Genomic DNA, 25,859 nt, shown 5'->3' on the forward strand with positions numbered 1-25,859 from the left:
CCTTTCCGGCCAAACAATTGAAGGACGGGTCATGACACAGGCGGGACGCCAGGGTTCACCACGTAACAGTTCGGGACGCAACGGTTCGGGACGAAACACAACACAGCGCAACACCTCCCAGGGGGGCAGTTCAGCGGGCGGATTCCGCGGCGGTGCCCCCAAGCGGGGCGGCGGGTTCGGCACTGACCGTCCGCAGCGCGCGCCCAAGCCGCGCGAGGAGCGCTTCATCGATCCGGATTTGGCCTCCGACGGCCCCCAGCAGGGCCGCGGCGCCGTCGATCCCAGGGCCGCCAAGCCTTCCTCCCGGAAGCCTGCAGCGCGCAAACCCGGGGCCAAGAAGGCACCGGGAACGCCGGGCGCACTCAAGCCGAAGCCGCGAACAGGCGCCCCGGGGGCCGCAGCCTCACGCGCCTTCGGAAGCGAACGCTTCGGCCAGAACCTGGGACCCGTCCGCAGGCCGTCCCGCAAGAAGGGACCCCGGGGCGATGTTCCCCAGTCGGAGCTTCACGACGCCGACGGCGTACGCCTGCAGAAGGTCATGGCCTCTGCGGGGGTCGCCTCCCGCCGCGTCTGCGAAGAGATGATCGCCGAGGGGCGGGTGGAGGTGGACGGCCAGGTTGTCACCGAACTCGGCGTCCGCGTCGACCCCAAGACCGCCGTCATCCATGTGGACGGGCTCCGGATCCAGCTGGACGAGGACCTGGTGTACATGGTGTTCAATAAGCCCAAGGGCGTCGTTTCCACCATGGAGGACCCCGAGGGGCGCCCCTGCATCAGCGACTTCCTCAAGAACAGCAAGAACAAGGGCGAACGCCTGTTCCACGTTGGCCGCCTGGACGTCGCCACCGAGGGGCTGCTCCTGCTGACGAACGACGGCGAACTCGCCAACCGACTGACGCACCCTTCCTACGAGGTCCCCAAGACCTACCTCGTGCAGGTCCGCGGTCCGTTCCCGCAGGGCATTGGGGCCCAGCTCAAGGAGGGCGTGGAACTTGAGGACGGCTTTGCGTCCGTGGACTCCTTCCGGCTGGTGGACTCCACCCCCGGCCACGTCCTGATCGAGGTGGTCCTGCACTCGGGCAAGAACCGTATTGTCCGCCGCCTGTTTGACGCCGTCGGCTTCCCGGTCCTGCGGCTGGTCCGCGTGAAGGTGGGCCCCATCGGCCTGGGTGACCAGCGCCAGGGCAGCATCCGCAACCTCGGCAAGCAGGAAGTCGGCCATCTGCTGGCATCCGTAGGGCTCTGAGGCATGTCCGCTTTCCACAGCCAGGGCCGCGGGCACCTGGACGGCCCGGTCGTGGTCCTCGGCACCGGCCTGTTGGGCACCAGCATCGGACTGGGCCTGCGCGGCCGGGGTGTCCCGGTGTTCCTGTCCGATCCCTCGCCCACCAACCAGGCGGTAGCCGTGGACATCGGGGCGGGCCGGCCGCTTGCTGAGCTGGGCGGCAGGGTTCCGCAGCTGGTGGTGGTCGCGGCTCCGCCCGACGTCACGGCGGATGTCGTGGCAGCGGCCCTGTCCGACTACCCTGACTCGGTTGTGGTGGATATCGCCAGCGTGAAGGCGGAGATCCTGGAGCAGCTGCGCCGCCGCGGCGTTGACCTGTCCCGCTACGTTGGCACGCACCCCATGGCCGGACGGGAAAAGTCCGGTCCCGTGGCCGCGCGGGGCGAGCTGTTCACCTCGATGCCGTGGGTGGTGTGCCCGTCTGAGGAGACGTCGGGCTCCGCCCTGCAGACGGCCCGTTCCCTGGCCACAGACCTGGGCGCCGTCGTCTCCCAGTTCACCCCCGACGAACACGACGAAGCCGTGGCCCTGGTCTCGCACCTGCCCCAGGTCATGTCCTCGCTGGTGGCGAGCCGGTTGCAGGGCACACCCCTGCACGCGCTGTCCCTGGCCGGCAACGGCCTGCGCGACGTCACCCGCATTGCTGCCAGTGATCCCGCCCTGTGGGTCCAGATCCTTGGCGGCAACGCGGCGAAGGTGGTGGACATCCTCTACGGCGTCCGGGAAGACCTCAACCGGCTGATCGGCACCCTGGAAAAGCCGACAGCCCCCGGGGCGCGGCTGGACCTGGCCCAGCTCATGAGCGAGGGCAACGCCGGCCAGGCACGCATTCCGGGCAAGCACGGCGGACCGCCGCAGGCATACTCCTGGCTGACGGTCCTGGTGGATGACAAACCGGGTCAGATCGCGCGGCTCCTGACCGAAATCGGTGAGATCGGCGTCAACCTGGAGGACCTCCGCCTGGACCACTCGTCCGGCCAAAACGTGGGTATGGTGGAAATATCCGTGTTGCCGAACAAGCACGACCACCTGATCGAAGCACTAAACGACCGCGGATGGCGGGTACTTCAGTAATGACACAGGAACTTCTCGACACCATGCCCGCGCTGCGCATCGGACGGCCGCTGGTGGTGGCCATTGACGGCCCCTCCGGGTCCGGCAAGTCCAGCGTCAGCAAGGAAGTGGCCCGCAGGCTCCGGCTCGCCTACCTGGACACGGGCGCGATGTACCGCGCCCTGACGTGGTACTGCGTCACCGAGGGAATCGACCTCGACGACGCCGCAGCCGTGGAACAGGCATCCCGGGACCTGGTGCTGGAACTGAGCACCAGCCCGCAGGACGAGTACGTCCGGGTGGACGGCGTGGACGTCACTGACGCCATCCGCGAACCGGCAATCTCCTCGGCCGTCAGCGCTGTGGCCACCACACTGGGCGCCCGGACGGAACTTATCCGCCGGCAGCGGGAACTGATTGAAAAGCACCACCGCCGCATGGTGGTCGAGGGCAGGGACATCACTACCGTCGTCGCGCCCGGCGCGGAAGTCCGCATGCTGCTGACCGCCAGTGAGGAAGCGCGGCTGCGCCGGCGTGGAATCCAGCTCGGCGGCACGCAGGACGCGGAACAGCTGGCCGCGCAGGTGACCCGCCGCGATGCCAAGGATTCCACGGTGGTGAACTTCACGAAGGCGGCCTCCGGTGTTGTCACCTTGGACTCGTCGGACCTCGACTTCGAGCAGACCGTCGCTGCAGCCCTGGTGATCGTCACGAAGGCCCTCAACCGTGACTGAGGGCGCCGCGACCACCTCCCGGCCAGGCATTCCGTCCGGGCTGACCATGACCTGGAGCCGGCCGGTGGGCTGGATCCTGGACCATATGGTGTACCGGACCACCGTCACGGGCAAGGACAACGTGCCCACCGGAGGCCCGGTGATTTTTGCCGCGAACCACATCAGCTTCCTGGACGGGCCGGTCATGTTCGGTGCCTCGCCACGGCCCATGCACATCCTGGTCAAACAGGAGATGTTCCAGGGATTCCTTGGCCGGGTCCTTACCGCCTCCGGGCAATTGCCCGTGGACCGGCGGGGCGACCGCGCAGCACTGCAGCGCTGCAAGGAAGTGCTCGACGCCGGACGGTGCGTTGGGATCCTTCCCGAAGGTACGCGGGGGAGCGGGGCCGCGGCGGACATCAACGGCGGCGTGGCCTGGCTGGCGCTGAATTCCGGAGCCCCGGTGGTTCCGGTGGCGATCCTGGGGACCCGCAGGGGAGCGGAGCACCTCGATTCCGTGCCCCGGCCGGGCAGGCGCTTCCACGTCAGCTTCGGAAATGCCCTCACCCTTGCCCGCCGGGCAGGGGAAAGCGGGCGTGCTTCAATGGACAGGGCGGCGCTGGAAATCCGCGCCGCGCTGGCAGGGCACGTCCAGGACTCCATTCAACTCAGCGGGCAGCCACTGCCTTTCGCAGATGCCCGCCAAGACTTAACAGCAGTAGCCGGGACGCCGGCAGATGACCACTAAGGACAGTGCAATGAGCGATACGACTCAAACTCCCGGCCACCCCGGCGCCGGCGAAGACGAATACACGCCCACGGGCACGGACCAGGTGGCCGAAAGGCTGGCTGCCATTGACGACGACGAGGCAGAGCTCCGCGCCGCGTCACTCCGGGCGGGCCTGGAGGACTACGACCTCGACGAGGAAGACGCCGCACTGCTCAGCGGCGACTACGGCGACGAGGACTTCGAAGGCCCCGTCAAGCTCGATCCCGTCCTGGCCATCATCGGCCGGCCGAACGTGGGCAAGTCCACGCTGGTGAACCGCATCCTCGGCCGCCGTGAAGCAGTGGTGGAGGACACCCCCGGCGTCACCCGCGACCGTGTCATGTACTCCGCCAACTGGAACGGCCGCAACTTCACCCTGGTGGACACGGGCGGCTGGGAGCACGATGCCCGCGGTATCCACGCCCGTGTTGCGGAGCAGGCCGAGATGGCCGTTGAACTCGCGGACGCCGTGCTCTTCGTGGTGGACTCCGCGGTGGGGGCTACCGCCACCGACGAAGGCGTCATGAAGATGCTGCGCCGCAGCAAGAAGCCGGTCATCATGGTGGCCAACAAAGTGGACGACTTTGCACAGGAGGCGGACTCGGCCACCCTGTGGGGCCTCGGCTTTGGCGAGCCGTACCCGGTGTCGGCCCTGCACGGGCGTGGGGTGGCGGACCTGCTGGACCACGTGATGGACGTACTCCCGGAGTTCTCCACCATTGAGGGAACTGACCGCTCCGGCGGCCCGCGGCGCATTGCCCTGATCGGCCGCCCCAACGTGGGCAAGTCCTCGCTTCTGAACAAGCTGGCGGGCACTGAGCGCGTGGTGGTGGACAACACCGCCGGAACCACCCGCGACCCCGTGGACGAGTTCATCGAGCTCGGCGGGCGCACCTGGCGCTTCGTGGACACCGCAGGCATCCGCCGCCGCCAGCACATGGCGCAGGGCGCGGACTTCTACGCCTCCCTGCGGACACAAGCAGCGCTCGAAAAGGCGGAGGTCGCCGTCGTGCTCCTCGCCGTTGATGAAGTCCTCAGCGAGCAGGACGTCCGCATCCTGCAGCTGGCCATTGAGTCCGGCCGCGCCCTGGTGCTGGCGTTCAACAAGTGGGACCTGCTCGACGACGAACGCCGCCGCTACCTGGAACGTGAAATCGAACAGGACCTGGCCCACGTGAACTGGGCGCCCCGGGTGAACATCTCGGCCAAGACCGGGTGGCACAAGGACCGCCTGGTTCCCGCCCTGGACCTGGCCCTGGAGAACTGGGACAAGCGCATCGCCACGGGCCGCCTGAACGCTTTCCTCGGCGAACTCGTGGCCGCGCACCCGCACCCCGTCCGCGGCGGCAAGCAGCCCCGCATCCTCTTCGGCACCCAGGCGTCCAGCCGGCCGCCGAAGTTCGTGCTGTTCACCACCGGATTCCTGGACCCCGGATACCGCCGCTTCATCACCCGCCGCCTCCGGGAAACCTTCGGCTTCGAGGGCACGCCCATCGAGGTCAGCATGCGCGTGCGGGAAAAGCGCGGCAAGAAGCGTTAATTGCGACACACCTCGGGGCGGAATCCTGGAAAGTGTCACAGGCACCCTCTGGGATCGTGTAAGCTCTTCTAGGTGGTTCGGCCGGACTGCTGGTGGAAATCTTCGAATAAAACCGAAGATGCCGCACAGCGGAGAACGGCGGAACCAGCGGGCTGTAGCGCAGCTTGGTAGCGCACTTGACTGGGGGTCAAGGGGTCGCAGGTTCAAATCCTGTCAGCCCGACCAAAACACGACAGGCCGCCTTCGGAGAAATCCGGAGGCGGCCTCTCGTGTTTAACTGGCAGGGTCCGGCAACCACCGCGGGCATCCCGCCCGATGAAACCTCAACCGGCACCATCGGGTGTGACCAAACCTGTCATCCTCTTTACTAAAACGCTCAGCGGGTTTCTCTAGCGTTTTGATTATTGCTGGCATACGTTTGGCCCAACTATCCGTACGCTTGCTGGGGAGCAACGATGCTTGTTGGGGGACGGCGCCCTGTGCGCCACGTTTTTTCATGTGAATTTGCCAGCGGTCCTGCGCTTACCATCACCACGGAATCAAGGGGCTGACGTGAAGCGGTCAGTTCTCAAATCCGGTGGGATCGGCTTTGCCCTCATCCTGGCGGCAGTTGCCCAGTCCCTCGGCCCTGCGTCACCGGTGCACGCTGCGAACAGCGTTGCCAGCGAAGTCGCTGCCGTGGCCAATGCTCCATTCGGGGTCAAGAGCTCGGGAGCCAAAGAGGCGCTGGTGGCCGCCCTTCGACCACATACATCGAAGCCTCCCGGACCGGACCGCCTCAATGCAGTCGCGGCGACGGTAGGCGGCTATGTCGATGGCGTGCGTTACCGCGAGGACTTCGACGGCCGGGAGGCGTTCCGCCAGGACCTCCAGCTGGTTTCCCACCTGGACGCCGCTGTGGGGAAGGAAACGGACACGGCGGCCAGGGCCATCGTATCGTCGGCTTTGACAGACCTGCTGTTGGCAGGTCGGCTCACGTCGGAGACCGCGGTAGCCGACGCCCGGACCGCGCTCTCGTCGCCGATATCCTCGGATCTCGGGCTCACAGCCGCCGATCGGACAGCCGCGGAGCGGGAACTGGCGTCCGCGGAGAAAGCTCTCGAACAGGCACGCGCTGCCCTCGCCGGAGGGCTGCCAGTTCCCGCCGAAACCCACTTGGGCGCGGCATGGCGTCACGGCACGAACGCGCTGGCAGAGCTCGGCATCATATACGACGGCGACCGTGACGGGGACGGCATACCTGACCGTGCCGAGCTTACCGTGGGTGCCTCGCCGCTGTCCCTCGACACAGACGGCGACGGGCTACCGGACTCCTTTGAGTTCAATGCAATGGCTGTGTTGGCCTTGAACAAGGCGGACACCGACGCGGACGGAATTAGCGACGCCGAGGAAGACCACGACGGCGACGGGTTGACTGCGGCAGGGGAGCAGGCGGCCGGAACTTCTGCTGTCGACCCGGACACGGACGGCGACGGTATCACTGACGGCCAGGAGGCGGACCACCGGACTGACCCGCTGCTGGCCGACACCGATGGCGATACCTTGAGGGACGGCGTAGAACTTCGCGCTCACACTGACCCGATCAACCCTGATTCTGACGGGGACGGTGTCCGGGACGCGGATGAACTGCTCTCTGTTTCTGTGGAGGGTCCCGAGCGTGCCTCAGCGGAGGTAGTGGGAGCCGGTCAGTCCGTTCTTGGTGCCCGGATCGCCACTATCCCTGCCGACGACCTGCGCACGAGGTCGGCCGCTAAGGTGGGGCCGGCTTTCGAGTTCGAAGCCCCCGGTGAAGGGATGGTCCAGGCGCACATTACGTTGCCCTACGATCCCGCCTCTCTGCCTTCCGGTGAGGCCACTGCGCGTGCCCGCGTCTTCTGGTTGGATGAGGCCGCCAATGCCTGGGTTCCGGTCAAAACCGAACAACGCGTGGACGCTGCTGCCGGTACGGTCACTGTCACCGTCGACCACTTCTCCACCTATGCGGTCTTCGACATCGTCAACTGGGGCCAGACGTGGGAGGCGAAAGACAACCCGTGCAGGGCACGCACGGATGGCGGGGGAGACGACGTCGTCTTCCTTGACCTCGCCCTGTCCATCGATTCGTCCGGGTCCATGAGCTGGAACGACCCCGAAGGCCTGCGTCGGGACGCGGCGAAGATATTCGTTGATGCGCTGCTGCCCGAGGACCGGGCAGCCGTGGTCGACTTCGACAGCAGCGCCCGGGTCCTGCAGTCCCTGACCACGAACAAGGATGCGGTTAAGGGGGCCATCGACCGCATCGATGACTTTGGCGGCACGAACATCTCCGCCGGCGTCAGCACCGCAAACAGTGTCCTGATCAATAACAACGATCCTGACCGCGGCCGGGTCATGATCCTGCTGACGGACGGTGATGGATCCTGGAACCCGTACTACCTGCAGCAGGCCAAGCAGGGGTACATCACGATCTACACCATCGGCCTCGGAAGTGCCGTCAACACTGGTTTGCTCAGCACTATCGCTTCCGAGACGGGCGGCCAGTACTACCAGGTCGACAGTGCCGAGGAACTGCCGGAGGCCTTCCGCCGCATCAGCGATGACACCGGCGGGGATGAGGGCGTCACCCTCGACAGTGACAAGGACGGCCTGAACGACTGTGTCGAGATCCAGGGTGCGTACAGCCCCGGCACGGCGCTGCGCTACACGTCCGACCCCTTCGACCCGGATACCGACATGGACGGGCTGCTTGATGGCGACGAGGTCCGACCGCTCGGCGCTGGTTTCGGCATTCCGGCCGCGTCTGACACTTTCCAGGTCCTGTCCGATCCCGCTAAGGCCGACACGGACGGGGACGGGCTCACGGACCCGGCCGAGCTGGACGAGGGCACCTCGGTTTGGCGTTCTGACACCGACGCCGATGGTCTTGGCGACTCGGATGAGCTGAGCTGGCCCGCTGACCCCCTTGCCGGGGACACGGATGGTGACGGGTACGGCGACGGGACCGAGGCAGCCCAGGCAGGCGCAGGGTTCAGCCCGGTGGTCTTCGATGACCCCATGAGCCCGGACGAATGGGCCAGCGAGTTCGCCAAGGGGGCAGCCCTCGGCGATGCCGGTGACGGCACCACCGTCCCCTACCTGCTCGGGACCATCACGTCTTCCGCTACAAGCTTCATCCCGGTCGTCGGATGGATCGTGGGAGCGGTCCTCGACTTGCGTGACCTGCTTGCCAACACGGTGAAGGGGGACTGGGTCGCTGCGGGCATGTCCCTCGCCGGTGTGGTCCCGTACGTCGGCGACACCGCAAACATCATCGCAAAGGTCACCAAGTTCCTCGGCCGCAACGCCCACCTTCTGGATGACGTGGTCGCGGCGATCGCCAGGCTGGAGGAATTTCCCGCCAGCGCCCGTGCGCAGATCATTACCGGAATCAACAGCAACTGGGACGCGCTGCGCAAGGTCTCGCCGGGCATGAGTGAAGAGAGCTTCCTGCGGCTCGCCTCCTCGCGCCACGGGGCAGACCACATCGTCAATGCCCTCAACCGGACTAACGTTCGAGTTGGGGACTCCATCCCCTTCGTCAACCACTGGCGTGATGCGGAGAACGCAGTCGCCGGCCTTTTCGGCGTGGCGTCCGATCAGCGTCAGCTCTACCGGAAAGCGCCGGGCTTCAGTTCCGGACGAGTCGCAGACATGGTCGACGAGAACGGTATTATGCGCGAGGTCAAGTCCGGATTCGTTCCCTTCCGCTCCAGGGTCCAACGGCAAATCGAGAAGGACGCCGCGATTCTTGCCGATACAAGCAGCGAGAATGCCGACGTCATGGGCGTAGTTTGGCACTTTGTGGGTGGCCGCACCGGTTCATTGGGGGCAGATCCACGCGTACTGGACTTGCTCGACGCGAAAGGTATCCCCTACATTGTCCATCTGCCATGACTAACTATCGCGAACTGACTAAACCCGAAGCCGCGGCCGCCCTCCAAGAGTTTCTTAAAGAGCGCGGTCCCGCACTGACGCTGCTTCGGGAGCGCTTGGTGGAAGACGGGCAGGACCCCCAAGCACTTCTCGACGGAAGCCTTGAGAGCCTGGTGCCGCTGTGGCGTTGGTTGCTGTCCCGTCTGGCCAGGCGGGATGCCCCCGGCGCCACCGACCCCGCCTCCGTGCCGCCGGAGATGTGGCCATCGTGGGAACGCTTCACCACCGCGGAAGAGCGCACCCTTTCCTTGGAATCCCTGACTTTGTTGGACGGCCTTGTGTCCTACCTGGCGGAAGTCGTGCTCGGGCATGCTCCCAATGCACGGTGGGACGTTGCACGCGGTCCTCAAAAGCGCTACCACCTGAACAACCATCCGGTCCTCGTCAGCGGCACGGGAGAGACCCATAACTTCCTGCCCGGGCTGCCGGTAGTGGACGCGCGCGCCTCTCTGAACCGGGTCCGGGAATCGTCCGATGACAGGATCGAGGCGTACGCGCGGGCGCTAATCGGACAACTAAACCAAGAATCAGTGCTCACTGACGAAACCACGGAGCGTGAGCCCATTCTCGAGGTTGAGGACATCCGGGGCGAACCGGGCGGGTACGACTTCGAGATTGGTTTAAGCGATGAACTCTGTCATGAACGGTCGGCCGACGTGGAACGGCTGGTCCGCGAGTTATCTGGTGCTGAAGGCGTCAACCAGGTCCTCCATGAGGACCGGGATATGATCCTTGTCCGCGCACCATCATGGAACACTGAGATGCTTGAAGGCTGGTTCCTCCAGCGCCTCTAACAGCCGGTAAACGCACCGCTGCATTGCCTTTGCTACTTCAGGAACTTAGAGGTCCTGCGGTCTGCCAGGATCTTCCCCTTGGTCTGGCAGGTGGGGCAGTACTGCAGGGCGGTGTCCGCAAAGGAAACCTCGCGGACAGTATCCCCGCACACGGGGCAGGGCTGCCCGGTCCGGGCATGGACGCGCATATGGCTCCGTTTCACGTCCTTGAGATCCTTCGGCGGCTTGCCGCTGGCCTCCGCCAGTGCAGTGCCCAGGACGTCATGAATAGCGTCGTACAGGACCTGGACTGTGCCGCGGTCCAGGGACTTTGCCGTGGCGAAAGGCGAGATCCGCGCCGCATGCAGGATTTCGTCGCTGTAGGCGTTGCCGATGCCGGCGATCACGCTCTGGCTGCGCAGGAGGCCCTTGATCTGCTGGGAACTGCCGGCAAGGATCTCAGCCAGCACGTCGGCGTCGAACCCGTCAGCGAAGGGGTCCGGCCCCAGGGTGGCGATGCCGGGCACGTCCTGCGGGTCCCGCACCACGTACACCGCAAGGCTTTTCTTGGTGCCGGCCTCGGTGAGGTCCAAACCGCGGGGTCCGCCGGGGCCGGTGAAGGCAAGGCGGGCGGCGATGTGCCCCTTGCCCATTTTCAGCTGGGTATCGGTGGGGGAGTCCGTGAAGCGGACCCAGCCCGCCCTGGCCAGGTGAAAGACGAAAGAAATGCCGCCGGTGTCGATGCTGATGAACTTGCCGAAGCGCCGAACACCCGTGACGGTCCTGCCCTCGAGGGCGCTGAACGGGGGATCGGCCGTCTTGAGCACGGCGAAGGAGACGATCTGCACTTTTGAGACGGCGGCTCCTTGGAGGTGGTCAGCCAGGAACCCGGCAAGGCCGGCGACTTCGGGCAGCTCGGGCATCCGCTACCTGCCTTGCCCGCCGTGGAGGCCGGCTGTGCTTGCGCTCATGCGTCCCATCTTGTCAGAAACCCCGGCGAACGCCCGGGCAGTTGTGCCTATACTTTCAGCGGCGGCCCGTTTCCGGGGCCCCGTTGACATTGGTGTTCGACCCGATGAAAGGCCCCTGATGAGCAACATTCCCGAAGATCTGTCCTACACTGCCGAACACGAGTGGGTCACCGCCCCCAATGCCGACGGCGTGGTCCGGGTAGGCATCACCGACTTTGCCCAGGACGCACTCGGGGACGTTGTCTACGCCCAGATGCCGGAAGTCGGCACAAAGATTACGGCGAACGAAGTTGTGGGCGAGGTGGAGTCCACCAAGAGCGTCAGCGACATCTACGCACCTGTTTCCGGCGAAGTTGTTGCCCGCAACGAGTCACTGGACACCGATTCGGCGCTGATCAATACGGATCCCTACGGCGACGGCTGGCTGATTGAGGTCAAGCTGGCCGAAGCGGACGCTGTTGAGTCTTTGCTCAGTGCATCGGAGTACGAACAGCAGGTAGGCTAAAGCTACCGGTAATTCCGGTCCGGCCGCACCGCGAAGGCAGAACGTCTTCGCACGTCAGCCGCCGGATCGGCGGGCCGGGACCGGGCCTGCGTCGCAGGTCCGGAGGGCAGATGTTGGTTGCAGTCCCAAGGACTGCAACGGAAAGAGGAGGAGTCCATGGCTGGCCACACACAGAACCCTGCCGACGGGGAATACGGCTCGGGTGCGGCCAGGGCGTCGGAGACCACTTCAATCCACCTCACCCCGGTGAGGGATGAGCCTACGATTGCCCCCAAGCTCTCGTCCGAAGAGCGCAACTCGGTTGAGGCGCTGCCGGCGGGGTCAGCCCTGCTGGTCGCGCACAGCGGTCCCAACGCCGGCGCCCGCTTCCTGCTCGATTCCGACGTCACCACGGCGGGACGGCACCCGGATGCGGACATCTTCCTGGATGACGTCACCGTCTCCCGCCGCCACGTCGAGTTCCGGCGCACCGCACGGAGCTTCGAAGTGGTGGACAAAAACAGCCTGAACGGCACCTACGTCAACCACGACCGCGTGGACAGTGTTGAGCTCAAGAACGGCAGCGAAGTCCAGATCGGCAAGTTCCGCCTCACCTTCTACCTGAGCCCTGCCAGCGCTGCAGGCCGCGGCTGACCCGGGGACCACTGCCTGTGGCAATGGCACAACCGGAACGCCGGGGACCCCAGGTCCTCAACATTGGGGAAGTCCTCGCACAGCTCAGCGGGGACTTTCCCGGCATGACTGCGTCCAAGATCAGGTTCCTTGAGGAAAAAGGGCTGATCAACCCGCGCCGGACGCCCGCAGGGTACCGCCAGTACTCCGACGGCGACGTGGAACGGCTGCGCTTCGTCCTGGCCCTGCAGCGGGACCAGTACCTTCCCCTGAAGGTCATCAAGGACTACCTCGACGCCATCGACAGGGGAGAACGCCCCGAGAACCTCCCGCCCGGCGTCGTGGTGTCCCCGCGCATCGTCTCGGACGAACTGGCGGCGGAATTGCAGAACCGCGGGCGCAAGCTGACGGAAGAGCAGCTCCGCGCGGAATCCGGTGCCAGCGTGCCGCTGCTGCAGTCCCTCCTGAGTTTCGGCCTGATCAGCCACAGCAATGGCCGGTTCGATGAGCACGCCCTCCAGGTTGCGCGGGCATGCGTCCAGCTGGAAAGCCACGGGCTTGAACCCCGCCACCTCCGCCCCTTCCAAGCGGCTGCGGAACGGGAGTTTGGCCTGGTGGAGCGCGTCGTGGCGCCCTTGGCGTCCCGCAAGGACTCCGCGTCCCAGGCGCGGGCAGCTGAGGCCGCCCGTGAGATCAGCGACCTCTGCCTCACCCTGCACCGGGCCTTGGTGCAGGACCATATCTCACGCATGGACATCTGATGATTGAAGTCGAGATTGTGGGCGTTCGCATCGAACTGCCTTCCAACCAGCCCCTGGTCCTGCTTCGGGAAATGCACGGGGAGCGCCATGTCCCCATCTGGATCGGGACGCCCGAAGCCAGCGCCATCGCCCTCGCCCAGCAGGGTGTGGTCCCGCCCCGCCCCATGACCCATGACCTCCTGGTGGACGTCGTGGAGTCGCTGGGGCACTCGGTGGTCAGCGTGAACATCGTGGCGGTGGAGGACAACATCTTCTACGGCCAGCTGCAGTTCGAGAACGGGACGACAGTGAGCTCGCGGGCTTCGGACGCGCTGGCTGTGGCGCTGCGCGCAAAGTGCCGGATCTGGTGCGCGGACTCGGTCATGGACGAGGCCGGGGTCCGCATCACCGAGCATGACGAGGGCGAGGACACGGAGCCCGGTCCCACCGTTGATGAGGAGCGCGAGCTGCGCCGGTTCCGGGAGTTCCTGGACGATGTTGAGCCTGAGGATTTCGACGGCTAAGGTCACGTTAAGGTTAAAGTTGAGGGTGAAACTTTCGACACGCCTCGTTTAACCCTGCAGGGTCTTTGACCTTGCGACCCGCCGGGCCTAACGTCGAAGTATCGAGTTCCCATTGCTTACGGCAGCCGCGCAAGTCACACTGGAAAGTGCGCCCCGCGAAAATTACATGCATGGTCTTCATGCACTGCTGCTGCAGCAGTTTCCCCGGGAGCGTATGACAAGGAGGATCCAGGTGAGTCCCAAAGGTGAAGCAGGCGGGCTGAAGCAGCCCACGGCTGGTGTTGCTGTGCCGGCGAGCGGTGCCCAGGGCCTCCTGTTTACCGAAGACCTTCCTGTGCTGGATGAGGACGCGGGCTACCGCGGGCCCACCGCATGCAAGGCGGCCGGCATCACGTACCGCCAGCTGGATTACTGGGCACGCACCGGCCTGGTGGAGCCCGCAGTCCGCGGCGCGGCCGGTTCCGGCTCCCAGCGGCTCTACGGCTTCCGCGACATCCTGGTCCTCAAAGTCGTCAAGCGGCTCCTGGACACCGGGGTATCACTGCAGCAAATCCGCACCGCGGTGGAGCACCTGCGGGAACGCGGCGTCGAGGACCTTGCCCAGATTACGCTGATGAGCGACGGCGCGAGCGTCTATGAGTGCACCTCCGCGGACGAGGTCATCGACCTTGTCCAGGGCGGGCAGGGTGTGTTCGGCATCGCCGTCGGACGGGTCTGGCGTGAGGTGGAAGGCAGCCTGGCCTCGCTTCCCAGCGAACATGCGGCCGAGCAGTCCTTTCCGGACGACGAACTGAGCAAGCGCAGGGCAGCGCGCAAGATCAGCTGAGACTTTGAACAAGGGGCCGCTCTCCATCCTGAACTGCTCCCCGGAAGTTGGACTGAGAAATTCAGTTCCGACTCCCGGGGAGCAGTTTTATGCGTGCGTCTAGTTCGCTATCGGAGGATCAGCGCGAGGTCGCTGTAACGTGGTTTGAGAAGGGCGTTGCCGATACGGCGACGGCCAACTTGCTGGGCGTCGCCCGCTCGCCGGTCCGTCGTCTTTATCTGCGGTGGAAGATCCATGGCCGGGGAGCGTTGATGACTAAGCCGACAAAACGCGCATACTCGTTTGAATTCAAGCTCGGTCTGGTCAAACGCTTCGCTGCAGGCGAGACTGCGCAAGATCTCGCTTCAGAAGCTGGCCTGTCATCACCCAAACTTCTGGAAACGTGGGCTCGCGCATATCGCCGGGAGGGGGCGGACGCCCTGCGCCCGAAAGCAAAAGGCCGACCCAGTAAGACCGGCGGCCCGCCACCAGTGGAGCTATCGGAACTGGAACGACTCCGGCGGGAAAACGAGCGTTTGCGGGCCGAGGTGGCTTACCTGGGAAAATTGCGGGCCTTGAGGGCGCAGGAACGACGGTGAAGGTTCAAGCCCTCATCGCTCTCAAGGCTGACTTTTCCCTCTCGGCACTGCTTCAGGTCACAGGTCTTGCCAGGTCCACATTCTTCTACCATCAGGCCCGTCTCCAAGCTCCCGACCCCCTGGAGGCGATTAAGGTCAAGGTCATCGACATTTTCGAGAAGAACCATGGCCGGTACGGGCACAGGCGGATCCATGCAGAGCTGGTCAAGCGAGGATGGACGATCGCCAAGAAGACCGTGCTGAAACTCATGCATGCGATGCGTCTCGTCTGCAAAGTCCGGCGAAAGAAGCGTTACAGCTCCTACAAGGGTGACCAAGGGAAGGTTGCCCCGAACATACTCAATCGGAAGTTTGAGGCCGATGGCCCCAACAGGAAATGGGTGACAGATGTAACCGAGTTTCGGGTCGGGGACCGGAAACTCTACCTCTCACCGGTCATGGACCTTTTCGACCGACAAATCATTTCCCACACCATCAGCTCGTCCCCGAACCTGGAGCTCACCAACACTTCGCTGCGCGAGGCCCTCAGCAGACTCGATCATGGCCAGCAGCCGCTGGTGCATTCGGACCAAGGCTTTCAGTACCAGCACGCTTCCTGGCGAACTCTCCTGAAGAGCGCCGGCGCCATCCAATCGATGTCCCGCAAAGCCAACTGCTACGACAACGCCGTAATGGAGAACTTCTTCGGACACCTCAAAGAAGAGCTATTCCACCGTGTCCGGTTCCTCAACACCGACGCACTCACCACGGCACTGCACGAGTACATCCGCTGGTACAACAACGACCGGATCTCAACAAAGCTCAAGGGCCTGAGCCCGGTGCAATACCGTGCTCAGGCCCTTGCGGCTTAGGCTCTTACTTAGCCAGTCCAGCTTTCGGGGACCAGTTCATCCGGAGGGCGGCCCCTTGCTTATTGAGCCTGCTTTCTGCAGGCCCTACCTGGCGCGGCTGCGCAGGCCGCTGCCCACAGCCATGAGGTTGGCCAGCAGTTCATCGAACAGGGCCGCAGCGGATTTCGCCGAGTCGCCGGGCCAGTGGTGCACGGGGTGGGCGGCACCCTGGATCTGCTGCCAGTTGGCCTGTTCCGGAATCCGGGGGCTCAGGAGGAGATCCCCGAACATGGACTCCATCTCCGCGAGCCGGTACGCGTGTTCCGAGGAACCCGAGCGCACCCGGTTGGCCACAATGCCTGCAGGTGAGAGGTTGGGAGCGAACTCCTGGCGGAAAAGCTGGATGGCGCGCATGGTCCGCTCGGTGCCGGCCACCGAGAACAGCCCGGGCTCGGCCACCAGCGCTACCTTATCGCTGGCAGACCAGGCCATCCGGGTCAGTCCGTTCAGGGACGGCGGGCAGTCCACCAGGACAAGCTGGTAGTCGTCCCCGGTGGCCAGGACAGAGGAGAGCCTGCGCAGGTCACGGCGGCCCAGGTCCGGCCGGTCATAAATGCCGGTGTAGGCAGAGCCGACGGCGACGTCCAGCACGGCGGGGCCGGACCCGTTGGACTGCGCCCTGGCCGTCCAGCTGCTGCGCACCACGTTTTCGGCCAGTTTTGCCCGGCGGGGGCTCTTGAGCATCCTGCCGATATCCAGCTGGTCGCCGGGCTGGACCCCCAGGGCAGTGGTGGCATCCGCATGGGGATCAAGGTCCACCACCAGCGTGCTGATGCCCGCGGCCAGCGCCGCAGACGCCAATCCTGTGGTGACGGAAGTCTTGCCGACTCCACCCTTAAGGCTGCTGATGCTGACTACTTGCACTTGAGAGACCAAAACCTAACGCCGGATGCCGTGTTGGGGGTAATGTTTGCTCCGGCAGTGCCGAAGCCGGACGGTCCTGCCGCCCTACTCATCATATGTTGATGCGTCGGCGAATCCTGCTTTATTGGGCGTCGGCATGGCACCGACTGTGCTGCCGGGGCGGTTTCCGCCCGGGCCGGCATAAGGGTTCGGGACATGACGGGAAAATCTGTGATGGTGGCCACAAAGATTTGTGTTTGTCCTTCGAGGTCCTAGACACTGTGACCACTCACCGATCCACCCGCAATGATGCAGGAGAAGTATGTTTTCCAAAGTTCTGGTGGCCAACCGCGGCGAAATCGCGATCAGGGCCTTCCGCGCCGGCTACGAGCTGGGCGCCAAGACGGTTGCCGTTTTCCCCCATGAGGACCGAAACTCGATCCACCGCCAGAAAGCGGACGAGGCCTACCTGATTGGCGAAGAGGGCCACCCCGTCCGGGCTTACCTGGACGTAGCTGAAGTGGTGCGGGTAGCAAAAGAGTCCGGTGCGGACGCCATTTACCCCGGCTACGGGTTCCTTTCGGAAAACCCGGACCTCGCCCGGGCCGCGAAGGCGGCGGGCATCACCTTTGTTGGTCCGCCGGCCGAGGTGCTGGAACTCGCGGGCAACAAGGTGGCAGCCTTGAAGGCTGCCCGCGACGCCGGCGTTCCCGTCCTGAAATCCAGCGCGCCCTCCAAGGACCTGGACGAACTGATCGCGGCAGCGGACGAGATCGGGTTCCCCATCTTCGCCAAGGCTGTGGCGGGTGGCGGCGGCCGCGGTATGCGCCGGGTGGACACCCGTGAAGCCCTGCCCGAAGCCCTGCAGTCAGCCATGCGTGAGGCCGATGCGGCCTTTGGCGATCCCACCATGTTCCTGGAGCAGGCCGTCTTGCGCCCGCGGCACATCGAGGTCCAGATCCTGGCCGATGCCCACGGCAACGTCATGCACCTCTTCGAACGCGACTGCTCCATCCAGCGGCGCCACCAGAAGGTCATCGAGATCGCTCCGGCCCCCAACCTGGACGAGGGCATCCGGCAGGCTCTGTACCGGGATGCCGTCAAGTTCGCCAAGGCCCTGAACTACGTCAACGCCGGCACGGTGGAGTTCCTGGTGGACACCGTTGGTGAGCGCGCCGGCCAGCACGTCTTCATCGAGATGAACCCGCGCATCCAGGTGGAGCACACGGTCACCGAGGAAGTCACCGACGTGGACCTTGTCCAGGCGCAGATGCGGATCGCCGCGGGAGAAACACTTGCCGACCTCGGCCTCTCCCAGGACACCGTAAAGCTCCGCGGCGCGGCGCTTCAGAGCCGCATCACCACGGAGGACCCGGCCAACGGCTTCCGGCCGGACGTCGGAAAGATCACCGGTTACCGCTCCGCCGGCGGCGCTGGTGTAAGGCTCGACGGCGGCACGGTTTACTCGGGTGCCGAAATCAGCCCGCACTTCGACTCGATGCTGGTCAAGCTCACCTGCCGCGGCAGGGACTACCCTGCCGCCGTCGCGCGTGCACGCCGCGCCCTGGCAGAATTCCGCATCCGCGGCGTCTCCACCAACATCTCCTTCCTGCAGGCGGTGCTGGACGATCCCGACTTCATTGCCGGGGACGTCGCCACCTCCTTCATCGATGAGCGTCCGCAGCTCCTCAAGGCCCGCGTCTCGGCCGACCGCGGCACCAAGCTCCTCACCTGGCTGGCGGAGGTGACCGTCAACAAGCCCAACGGCGAACTCAAGGTCCACTCCAACCCGGCCAGCAAACTGCCATCCGTCAAGGACAAGCAGGCCGCCCGCGGCTCCCGGCAGCGGCTCCTGGAGCTGGGACCCGAGGGTTTTGCCAAGGCGCTTCGCGAACAGAACGCGGTGGCCGTCACGGACACCACTTTCAGGGATGCCCACCAGTCGCTGCTGGCAACCCGCGTCCGCACCCGCGACCTCGTGGCCGCCGGACCCGCCGTCACCGCGCTGCTGCCGGAACTGCTGTCCGTTGAAGCCTGGGGCGGGGCAACCTATGACGTTGCACTCCGGTTCCTGGGCGAAGACCCGTGGGACCGGCTGGCCGCCCTGCGCAAGGCAATGCCCAACGTCTGCCTCCAGATGCTCCTGCGCGGGCGCAACACCGTGGGATACACGCCGTACCCCGAAGAGGTCACCGAAGCATTCGTTAACGAGGCCGCAGCCACCGGAATCGACATCTTCCGGATCTTCGACGCCTTGAACGACGTCAGCCAGATGGCCCCCGCCATCCGTGCAGTCAGGGCCACGGGCACGGCAGTTGCCGAAGTGGCGCTTTGCTACACCGGCGACCTGCTGGACCCCGCCGAGAAGCTCTACACCGTGGACTACTACCTGGGGCTGGCGCAGAAGATCGTAGACGCCGGAGCCCACATCCTCGCCATCAAGGACATGGCCGGCCTGCTCCGTCCCGCGGCGGCGGCAAAGCTCGTTTCAGCGCTCCGCGAGCGTTTCGACCTGCCTGTCCACCTGCACACGCACGACACTGCAGGAGGCCAGCTGGCCACCCTGATGGCTGCCGTGGATGCCGGTGTCGACGCCGTGGACGTGGCCTCCGCGTCCCTGGCGGGAACTACCAGCCAGCCCTCGGCCTCGGCCCTGGTGGCAGCCCTGGCGCACACTCCGCGGGACACGGGCCTCAGCCTTGCTGCGGTCAGCTCGCTGGAACCGTACTGGGAAGCGGTCCGCCGCGTCTACGCCCCGTTCGAGTCCGGCCTTCCGGGCCCCACCGGGCGCGTGTACCAGCACGAGATCCCCGGTGGCCAGCTCTCCAACCTCCGCCAGCAGGCCATGGCGCTGGGACTGGGGGAGCGCTTTGAAGCGATCGAGGACATGTACACCGCGGCGGACCGCATCCTTGGCCACCTGGTCAAGGTGACCCCGTCCTCCAAGGTGGTGGGTGACCTCGCCCTGCACCTGGTGGGCCTGAACGCCGACCCCGCCGATTTTGAAGCGAATCCGCAGAACTACGACATCCCGGATTCGGTGATCGGCTTCCTGTCCGGTGAGCTCGGCGATCCTCCCGGAGGCTGGCCGGAGCCCTTCCGCACCAAGGCACTGCAGGGCCGCAGCGTGAAGGTCAGGGACGTGGAACTGAGCGCCGAGGACAGTGCGGCCCTGAAGTCCGACTCCAAGACCCGCCAGCACACGCTGAATCGGCTGCTCTTCGACGGACCCACCAAGGACTACCTGAAGAGCGTCGAAACCTACGGCAACATCTCCGTCCTGGATACCCGTGACTACCTCTACGGCCTGCAGCGCGGCCAGGAACACGAGATCCAGCTGGAGAAGGGCGTGCGGCTGATCGCGTCGCTGGAAGCGGTATCCGAGCCGGACGAAAAGGGCATGCGCACCGTGATGTGCACCCTAAACGGCCAGTCCCGCCCCGTGGTGGTGCGCGACCGTTCCGTGGTCAGCAACGTCAAGGCAGCGGAGAAGGCCGACCCTGCCCAGCCCGGCCACGTGGCCGCGCCGTTCGCAGGCGCCGTCACGGTGACGGTCAAGCCGCGCGACGAGGTAAAGGCCGGCGACACGGTGGCCACCATCGAGGCGATGAAGATGGAAGCATCGATCACGACGCCGGTGGCAGGCAAAGTCTCACGGCTAGCCATCTCATCCATCGAGCAGGTGGAAGGCGGCGACCTGCTCCTGGTGGTGGAGCAGTAATCCCGGCCGCACAGTAAGACAACGAAAAGGGTCCTCCCACTGAACACCAGTGGGAGGACCTTTCCCTTTCCAAACGGCCGCGCTTCCGGACCAGGCAACGGATACAGGCGGCCCCCCGGTCCGGCAGCGTGCGTAAAAGGGGCCCTGCGCCCCCGCTCGCCGCGCAGCGCCCTCAGCGGGGCGTGGGGAATAGCACGCAGAGGACCGGGGGGGCCGCCGGACCCCGGCGGACAGTCAGGAGCGCGGGGCTGCGTACATCTCTTCGATGACCGTCTCGAAGTCCTTCATGACCTGCGCCCTTTTTACTTTCATCGACGGTGTCAGGTGCCCTGACGCCTCCGTGAAGTCGGCGGGCACGATCCGGAACGACTTGATGGCCTCGGCCTGGGAAACCGACGTGTTCGCGGCGGTGATGAGGTCCTGGACTGCGGCCTTGACCACCGGGTTCGTGGCGGCGTCGGCCAGGGTGGTGTCTGCGGGGAGGTTGTGGCGCTGCAGCCAGCCGGGCAGGGCTTCCTGGTCCAGCGTGACCAGGGCGCCGATGAACGGCCGGTTGTCGCCGACCACCAGCACCTGCGAGACCAGTGCGTCGGCGCGGATCTGGTCCTCGAGCAGGGCCGGGATGACGTTCTTGCCGCCGGCGGTGACGATGATCTCCTTCTTGCGCCCGGTGATCCACACGAAGCCGTCGTCATCGAGCCGGCCGATGTCCCCGGTACGGAACCACCCGTCGTCGAACGTCTCGCCGGTGAGGTCCGGCCGCTTGTAGTAGCCGCGCATGACGCACACGCCCTTGGCGAGGATCTCGCCGTCATCGGCGATCTTCACCGCATTGCCCGGCAGGGGCTTTCCGACGGACCCGATCTTGATCAGCGACGGGGTGTTCACGGAGATGGGCGCCGTGGTTTCCGTCAGGCCGTAGCCTTCAAGCACCTGCAGCCCGATGCCTTGGAAAAAGTGGCCCAGCCGCTCGCCCAGCGGGCCGCCGCCGGACACGGCATGGGCAACGTGGCCGCCCATTGCGGCCCGCAGCTTGCCATAGACGAGTTTGTCGAACAACGCGTGGCGCAGCTTCAGGCCCAGGCCGATCCGGCCCTCCTGCCGTGCCTTGGAAAAGGCGATGGCGGTATCGGCTGCCTTGTGGAAGATGGCTCCCTTGCCGCCGTCCTCCGCCTTGGTCATCGCGGAGTTGTAGACCTTTTCGAAGACCCGCGGCACCGCCAGGATGAACGTGGGCTCGTAGCTCTGCAGGTCCGCCAGGAGGTTCTTGATGTCCGGGGTGTGCGCCACGGTAGTGCCGGCCGCCATTGCAAGGACGGAAATGAAGCGGGCGAAGACGTGCGCCAGCGGGAGGAACATAATGGTCTTCGCGTTCTCGTGGACGATCTCCCCAATGATGGCGAGCGCGTTGTCCGAAAGCTCAACGAAGTTGCCGTGCGTCAGTTCGCAGCCCTTGGGCCTGCCCGTAGTGCCGGAGGTGTAGATGATGGTGGCGGTATCAGCCAGGGAGGCTGTTTTCCTCCTGGCTTCAAGATCGTCATCGCTGACCTCTTGGCCGGCTTCGCGGAGGGCATCCAGTCCCTGGCCTTCCAGCTGCCACACGTGCTGGAGAGACGCCAGGCCTTCCGCCGTTACAGCCTGGCGGATGATGTCCTCATGGTGCGCTGCCTCGCCAAAAGCGGCCACGGCGCCGGAGTCGCCCAGGTTCCAGGCAACCTGGGAAGGCGAGGATGTTTCGTAGATGGGGACGGAAACGGCGCCGGCGAACCAAATCGCGAAGTCCACCAGGGACCATTCGTACCGGGTGCGGGACATGATGCCCACGCGGTCGCCGGCGCCCACGCCGCTCGCCATCAATCCTTTTGCCAGCGCCCGGACGTCGGCCACGAAATCAGTGGCGGAAATGTCCTGCCAGGACCCGGAGGCATCGCGCCGCGAAAAGAGGGCGGGGTTGCTCTCCTTGGCGGACTGCCGCAGCACCAGGTCGGTGATGTTGGTCTCCGGTGGGACTACAACAAGAGGCGGAACACTGAATTCGCGCACTATAGCTCCTTTGATATCCGAGGTCCCGCACGGGGGTATGCCTAAAGACTAGTACGGCGGTGCGGGGCGGTGCAGTATATAAAGTTACTGGCGGGTAACTTTACAGTCAATGACACCGGGAGACACGTGGCCGGCATTGCGGCTGCCGCGGGCTCCGGCGGATTGTGCCCACCTAGAATGGGGGACTATGTACGTACCGCCCACCGGCGAACAGGCCGGGCCCCTCAGAAGACCCGCCCCCTGGAAGCGCCGGCCCACCGCCTACAGGGCGCGGACGCGGCACGACGGCGGGGGCTTCCGTGAGCACCTGCGCCTCGGCCGCAAGGGCCTCGCCATCGGGATCGACATCGGCGGTACGAAAGTAGCCGCCGGCGTCGTTGACGCGGACGGCCGCATCCTCAGCGAAGCGCGCCGTGCCACTCCCGGCAGCGACCCCCGGGCAGTGGAACGGGTCATCGTCGAGCTGGTGGAGGAACTGGGCAAGGGCCACCGCATTTGGTCCGTAGGCATCGGCGCCGCAGGCTGGATGGACCTCGAAGGCGGCACGGTGCTTTTCAGCCCCCACCTGGCCTGGCGCAATGAACCGCTCCGGGCAAACCTGCAGCAGCTGCTCCGCCGGCCCGTCCTTCTGGCCAACGACGCCGACGCCGCCGCGTGGGCCGAATGGCGCTTCGGTGCCGGGCAAGGGGAGGACCGGCTGGTCTGCATCACACTGGGCACCGGCATCGGCGGCGCCATGGTGATGGACGGGCGGGTGGAGCGCGGCCGCTTCGGCGTGGCCGGGGAATTCGGACACCAGATCATCATGCCGGGCGGGCACCGCTGCGAGTGCGGGAACCGCGGCTGCTGGGAGCAGTACGCGTCCGGGAATGCGCTGGGACGCGAAGCCAGGATCCTGGCCCGGGCAAACTCCCCGGTGGCGCAGGACCTGATTGCGGCCGTCAACGGGCGGACCGAGGAGATTACCGGCGCCATTGTGACGGAACTGGCCCTGGCAGGCGACCCCGCATCACGCGAACTGCTCGAGGAAGTAGGGGAGTGGCTTGGGCTGGGGCTCGCAAACCTGGCTGCCGCCTTGGATCCGGGACTTTTCGTCATCGGCGGTGGCTTGTGCTCGGCCGGGGACCTGCTGGTGGAACCTGCCCGCAAAGCTTTCGCCCGCAACCTGACGGGCCGGGGCTTCAGGCCTGCCGCCGGTATCCAGCTGGCGGCGCTGGGGCCGAACGCGGGACTTATCGGCGCTGCCGACCTATCCCGCGTCAGCAGCCGGACGCGCCGCTAAACCCGGGCGCCGTCGTCGTCCTCGTCTTTTTCCTGCGGAAGCTGCATGATGAGGTACACCGTTCCCAGCACGAACACGGCCACGATTCCCACGATGGCAAGCAACGGTGCGGAGCGCCAGAACATGGCTGAGAACAGCAGCGCCACGGGCCCGCCCACGGCGGCGAGCCAGGCGAGCATGGTAAGCGGGTCCGTTCCGGCGAGGCTGGGTGGTTCTTCCGGGACGAACGCACCGTCCTCCTCGTCTACGCCATAGTCGCGTGGCCCGGCTGGAGCGTCTGCATCCGTGCTTCCGCCGTCCCCTGATGCCTGCCGTTCCGCGGCAGACATTTCCGCAGGTGCCGCGCCTGCCAGGCCCAGGGGGTCGAAGTCCCGGAAAACGGAAGGCCGTCCGCCCCCCGTCGAATCATCCTGCGGAGCAGCGGTAATGCTGGGATCGGTGCCAGGACCGGTGCCGGTGTCAGTGCCGGTGCCGGTGCTTGCGGCGGGAGAGTCGGCTTCGAGCCGGGCCACGAGGTCCAGCCACACAGCGTCGTCCTGGTTGGCGCCCGGGTCCGGGGAGCCGGGATCAGGCCTGTTCATGGGACGTGACCTCCAGCGTTGATGGCGCACTTGCCGTTGACGGCCCAGGACCCGTGCCGGAGGCAACCGACCGGATAAAGTCCACGGAGCCCTGGAAAATCCGGTCCGCGTCGTTGTCCAGGGTTGCCACATGGTAGCTGTTCTCAAGGTAGACCACATCCAGGGGAGCATGGGTGAGGCCGCGGCGGAGCGCCACCAGGCTCGAGTCGGATACCACGTGGTCCACGGTGGAGCGGAATACCTTGACCGGAGCAGTGATCCGGGGAAGGAGCCTGATGGTGTCCTTGAACATCTTGTTGAGCTGGTGCGCCGCAGCGACCGGTGTCCGGGGGTAGGCGCCCTCGTCCATGCCTTCCTTGAGGATGTCGTTGGCGATGGCAGGCGTACTTTTCATCACCAGCTTCAGGAGCCCGGCGATCGGCGCGCGCGGGTCATCGATGACCAGCCCAGGATTGACCACGATCACGCCGGCAACGGGCCGGGTAGCCGCAATCCGGAGCGCCAGCGCTCCTCCCATGCTCAGTCCGGCCGAAAAGACGTAGTCGCAGTCCGCGTCCAGTTCAAGGTAGGCCTGGTCCAAAGCGCCGTGCCACTCCTCCCACCGCGTCCGTGCGAGTTCCTGCCAGCTGGTGCCGTGCCCGGGAAGCAGCGGCATCCGGACGGCGAATCCGGCATCGGCCAAGGCCTGGGCCCAGGCGCGCAGACCGTGCGGACTGGCGGTAAACCCATGCGAGAGGACCACGCCGATGCGGGGCCCCCGGCCGGTGGAACTGCTGCTGAACGGGCTGTGGTCCAGGCCGGAGGTCATGGGGTCTCCAATGAAGTCTTCTGGCGGGCGAGGGCGTGGAAGAAGCCACTGGATTTCGCGTGGATCTCCGGCGCGTCCACGTCCAGCGTAGCGACATGTCCGCTGCTGTGGAGGTCCACTACGTCAACAAGGTTTGGGCCCAGGCCCTTCCGCAACAGTGCCAGGGAGGTTGGCGGCACCACCGCGTCCGTGCGCGACTTGAACACCTGGACCGGAGCCGACACCCTGGGCAAGCCCCGGGCCGCCACGGCAAAAAGCTTCTTCAGCTCGTGCACTGCTGCCAGCGGGGTGCGTGAATAGTCGCCGTCATTGGTGGCTGCCGCCGTCGGCTGTTCCTCCTGGATAGGGATGGTTGTCCGCTGGAAGTACTTCAGCACTCCAACCACCCGGACCCTCCGGTTGTAAAAACTCAGGCCCGGGTTGACCACGGACACCCCGGCCACGTTGTGCCGGGAAGCGGTGAGCAGCGCTATGGCCCCGCCCATCGAGAGTCCGGCGACAAACGTTGCGTCGGTCCGTTCCTCCAGCTCCAGGTAGGCAGCCTCGAAGCTGCTGTACCAGTCGGTCCAGCGTGTCCTGGCCAGATGGCGCCAGTCCGTTCCGTGGCCAGGCAGCAAGGGAACGGTGACGGCATAACCCTGGGACGCCAGGTGCTCGGCCCATGGCAGCAGGCTGAGCGGGCTCCCTGTAAAGCCGTGGCAAATGGCCACGCCGGTACGTGCATTTGGTCCGTGGCCGGGATAGCTGAAAGCGGCAGGAGGGGACGGGGTGCTGCTTTCGCTCATGCCTCCATCGTGTCACTGTTCCGTACAAATCTCACTAGAGTAGGGTTGCATTGAACTGCTGGCCAG

General features: G+C 65.6%; 20 protein-coding genes, 1 tRNA gene and 1 pseudogene. 16 read left to right on the plus strand and 6 right to left on the minus strand.

The window, feature by feature from the left end; genetic code table 11:
* Positions 1-31: 31 nt before the first annotated feature.
* The 8 genes from KTR40_RS07340 (at position 32) to KTR40_RS07375 (ending at position 10,105) form a co-directional block, all read left to right on the plus strand.
* Positions 32-1,246 carry a pseudouridine synthase gene (locus tag KTR40_RS07340; RefSeq protein ID WP_139028822.1) on the plus strand — a complete coding sequence of 405 codons (1,215 nt, stop codon included), beginning with the start codon at positions 32-34 and terminating at the stop codon, positions 1,244-1,246.
* A 3-nt stretch (positions 1,247-1,249) separates the two neighbouring features.
* On the plus strand, positions 1,250-2,359 hold the full coding sequence (locus KTR40_RS07345; RefSeq protein WP_228405740.1) for a prephenate dehydrogenase: 1,110 nt from the start codon (positions 1,250-1,252) through the stop codon (positions 2,357-2,359).
* Complete coding sequence (cmk, locus tag KTR40_RS07350; protein ID WP_228405741.1) at positions 2,359-3,072, plus strand: (d)CMP kinase; 714 nt, start codon at positions 2,359-2,361, stop codon at positions 3,070-3,072. The genes KTR40_RS07345 and cmk overlap by 1 nt, the downstream gene beginning before the upstream one ends.
* A 46-nt stretch (positions 3,073-3,118) precedes the next feature.
* Positions 3,119-3,799, plus strand: a complete 681-nt coding sequence (locus KTR40_RS07355) for a 1-acyl-sn-glycerol-3-phosphate acyltransferase (RefSeq protein WP_228406057.1) — start codon at positions 3,119-3,121, stop codon at positions 3,797-3,799.
* A gap of 10 nt (positions 3,800-3,809) precedes the next feature.
* Complete coding sequence (gene der, locus KTR40_RS07360) at positions 3,810-5,360, plus strand: ribosome biogenesis GTPase Der (RefSeq protein WP_139028825.1); 1,551 nt, start codon at positions 3,810-3,812, stop codon at positions 5,358-5,360.
* Between the two features lie 148 nt (positions 5,361-5,508).
* Positions 5,509-5,585 (plus strand) — tRNA-Pro (locus KTR40_RS07365).
* Positions 5,586-5,912: 327 nt separating this feature from the next.
* Positions 5,913-9,272 carry a VWA domain-containing protein gene (locus tag KTR40_RS07370; RefSeq protein WP_228405742.1) on the plus strand — a complete coding sequence of 1,120 codons (3,360 nt, stop codon included), beginning with the start codon at positions 5,913-5,915 and terminating at the stop codon, positions 9,270-9,272.
* Complete coding sequence (locus KTR40_RS07375; RefSeq protein WP_228405743.1) at positions 9,269-10,105, plus strand: hypothetical protein; 837 nt, start codon at positions 9,269-9,271, stop codon at positions 10,103-10,105. Before KTR40_RS07370 ends, KTR40_RS07375 begins: the two co-directional genes overlap by 4 nt.
* A gap of 32 nt (positions 10,106-10,137) precedes the next feature.
* Here KTR40_RS07375 and KTR40_RS07380 read toward each other — a convergent pair whose 3' ends face one another.
* A complete protein-coding gene (locus KTR40_RS07380) occupies positions 10,138-11,007 on the minus strand; it encodes an Fpg/Nei family DNA glycosylase (RefSeq protein WP_139028828.1) in 870 nt (289 codons plus the stop codon).
* A 166-nt stretch (positions 11,008-11,173) separates the two neighbouring features.
* On the opposite strand from KTR40_RS07380, the gene gcvH reads away from it, so the two are divergent.
* From gcvH to KTR40_RS07415, 6 genes and pseudogenes are all read left to right on the plus strand, one after another.
* Positions 11,174-11,560, plus strand: a complete 387-nt coding sequence (gene gcvH / locus KTR40_RS07385; protein ID WP_139028829.1) for a glycine cleavage system protein GcvH — start codon at positions 11,174-11,176, stop codon at positions 11,558-11,560.
* Positions 11,561-11,716: 156 nt separating this feature from the next.
* The gene (locus KTR40_RS07390) at positions 11,717-12,193 is read left to right on the plus strand and encodes an FHA domain-containing protein (RefSeq protein WP_139028830.1); all 477 of its coding nucleotides are present in this window, start codon (positions 11,717-11,719) and stop codon (positions 12,191-12,193) included.
* Positions 12,194-12,216: 23 nt separating this feature from the next.
* Positions 12,217-12,933 (plus strand): MerR family transcriptional regulator, encoded by a 717-nt coding sequence (locus KTR40_RS07395; RefSeq protein WP_228405744.1) that lies wholly within the window; start codon positions 12,217-12,219, stop codon positions 12,931-12,933.
* Positions 12,933-13,436, plus strand: coding sequence for a bifunctional nuclease family protein (locus KTR40_RS07400; protein WP_138135016.1), 504 nt, complete (start codon positions 12,933-12,935; stop codon positions 13,434-13,436). Before KTR40_RS07395 ends, KTR40_RS07400 begins: the two co-directional genes overlap by 1 nt.
* Before the next feature lie 232 nt (positions 13,437-13,668).
* Complete coding sequence (locus KTR40_RS07405) at positions 13,669-14,262, plus strand: MerR family transcriptional regulator (RefSeq protein ID WP_009358601.1); 594 nt, start codon at positions 13,669-13,671, stop codon at positions 14,260-14,262.
* A 144-nt stretch (positions 14,263-14,406) separates the two neighbouring features.
* Positions 14,407-15,691, plus strand: a pseudogene (locus KTR40_RS07415) (IS3 family transposase).
* Between the two features lie 84 nt (positions 15,692-15,775).
* Here the strand turns inward: KTR40_RS07415 and KTR40_RS07420 are convergent.
* Complete coding sequence (locus KTR40_RS07420; protein ID WP_139028835.1) at positions 15,776-16,594, minus strand: ParA family protein; 819 nt, start codon at positions 16,592-16,594, stop codon at positions 15,776-15,778.
* 301 nt (positions 16,595-16,895) lie between these two features.
* Here KTR40_RS07420 and KTR40_RS07425 point away from each other — a divergent pair, with 301 nt between their 5' ends.
* Complete coding sequence (locus KTR40_RS07425) at positions 16,896-20,294, plus strand: pyruvate carboxylase (protein WP_228405747.1); 3,399 nt, start codon at positions 16,896-16,898, stop codon at positions 20,292-20,294.
* Between the two features lie 234 nt (positions 20,295-20,528).
* On the opposite strand, the gene KTR40_RS07430 is transcribed toward KTR40_RS07425, so the two are convergent.
* Positions 20,529-22,337: a long-chain fatty acid--CoA ligase gene (locus KTR40_RS07430; RefSeq protein ID WP_228405748.1), complete on the minus strand. Its 1,809-nt coding sequence runs from the start codon at positions 22,335-22,337 to the stop codon at positions 20,529-20,531.
* 187 nt (positions 22,338-22,524) lie between these two features.
* Between KTR40_RS07430 and KTR40_RS07435 the strand changes: the two genes are divergently transcribed.
* Positions 22,525-23,619 carry an ROK family glucokinase gene (locus tag KTR40_RS07435; RefSeq protein ID WP_139028838.1) on the plus strand — a complete coding sequence of 365 codons (1,095 nt, stop codon included), beginning with the start codon at positions 22,525-22,527 and terminating at the stop codon, positions 23,617-23,619.
* On the opposite strand, the gene KTR40_RS07440 is transcribed toward KTR40_RS07435, so the two are convergent.
* The 3 genes from KTR40_RS07440 to KTR40_RS07450 are packed head-to-tail and all read right to left on the minus strand — an operon-like array spanning position 23,616 to position 25,793.
* A complete protein-coding gene (locus KTR40_RS07440; RefSeq protein WP_228405749.1) occupies positions 23,616-24,200 on the minus strand; it encodes a hypothetical protein in 585 nt (194 codons plus the stop codon). The genes KTR40_RS07435 and KTR40_RS07440 overlap by 4 nt on opposite strands.
* Positions 24,187-25,008 (minus strand): carboxylesterase, encoded by an 822-nt coding sequence (locus KTR40_RS07445; protein WP_139028840.1) that lies wholly within the window; start codon positions 25,006-25,008, stop codon positions 24,187-24,189. The genes KTR40_RS07440 and KTR40_RS07445 overlap by 14 nt, the downstream gene beginning before the upstream one ends.
* The gene (locus KTR40_RS07450; RefSeq protein WP_139028841.1) at positions 25,005-25,793 is read right to left on the minus strand and encodes a carboxylesterase; all 789 of its coding nucleotides are present in this window, start codon (positions 25,791-25,793) and stop codon (positions 25,005-25,007) included. Before KTR40_RS07450 ends, KTR40_RS07445 begins: the two co-directional genes overlap by 4 nt.
* Positions 25,794-25,859 lie beyond the last annotated feature (66 nt).

Source organism: Pseudarthrobacter sp. L1SW (genome assembly GCF_020809045.1).
Classification (GTDB): domain Bacteria; phylum Actinomycetota; class Actinomycetes; order Actinomycetales; family Micrococcaceae; genus Arthrobacter.

Excerpts from the sequence above, each read along its gene's own strand:
- KTR40_RS07340 (WP_139028822.1), top strand. The coding sequence starts at position 32 with ATGACACAGGCGGGACGCCAGGGTTCACCACGTAACAGTTCGGGACGC.
- KTR40_RS07345 (WP_228405740.1), top strand. The coding sequence starts at position 1,250 with ATGTCCGCTTTCCACAGCCAGGGCCGCGGGCACCTGGACGGCCCGGTC.
- cmk (WP_228405741.1), top strand. The coding sequence starts at position 2,359 with ATGACACAGGAACTTCTCGACACCATGCCCGCGCTGCGCATCGGACGG.
- KTR40_RS07355 (WP_228406057.1), top strand. The coding sequence starts at position 3,119 with ATGACCTGGAGCCGGCCGGTGGGCTGGATCCTGGACCATATGGTGTAC.
- der (WP_139028825.1), top strand. The coding sequence starts at position 3,810 with ATGAGCGATACGACTCAAACTCCCGGCCACCCCGGCGCCGGCGAAGAC.
- KTR40_RS07375 (WP_228405743.1), top strand. The coding sequence starts at position 9,269 with ATGACTAACTATCGCGAACTGACTAAACCCGAAGCCGCGGCCGCCCTC.
- KTR40_RS07380 (WP_139028828.1), bottom strand. The coding sequence starts at position 11,007 with ATGCCCGAGCTGCCCGAAGTCGCCGGCCTTGCCGGGTTCCTGGCTGAC.
- gcvH (WP_139028829.1), top strand. The coding sequence starts at position 11,174 with ATGAGCAACATTCCCGAAGATCTGTCCTACACTGCCGAACACGAGTGG.
- KTR40_RS07390 (WP_139028830.1), top strand. The coding sequence starts at position 11,717 with ATGGCTGGCCACACACAGAACCCTGCCGACGGGGAATACGGCTCGGGT.
- KTR40_RS07395 (WP_228405744.1), top strand. The coding sequence starts at position 12,217 with ATGGCACAACCGGAACGCCGGGGACCCCAGGTCCTCAACATTGGGGAA.
- KTR40_RS07400 (WP_138135016.1), top strand. The coding sequence starts at position 12,933 with ATGATTGAAGTCGAGATTGTGGGCGTTCGCATCGAACTGCCTTCCAAC.
- KTR40_RS07425 (WP_228405747.1), top strand. The coding sequence starts at position 16,896 with ATGTTTTCCAAAGTTCTGGTGGCCAACCGCGGCGAAATCGCGATCAGG.
- KTR40_RS07435 (WP_139028838.1), top strand. The coding sequence starts at position 22,525 with ATGTACGTACCGCCCACCGGCGAACAGGCCGGGCCCCTCAGAAGACCC.
- KTR40_RS07440 (WP_228405749.1), bottom strand. The coding sequence starts at position 24,200 with ATGAACAGGCCTGATCCCGGCTCCCCGGACCCGGGCGCCAACCAGGAC.
- KTR40_RS07445 (WP_139028840.1), bottom strand. The coding sequence starts at position 25,008 with ATGACCTCCGGCCTGGACCACAGCCCGTTCAGCAGCAGTTCCACCGGC.
- KTR40_RS07450 (WP_139028841.1), bottom strand. The coding sequence starts at position 25,793 with ATGAGCGAAAGCAGCACCCCGTCCCCTCCTGCCGCTTTCAGCTATCCC.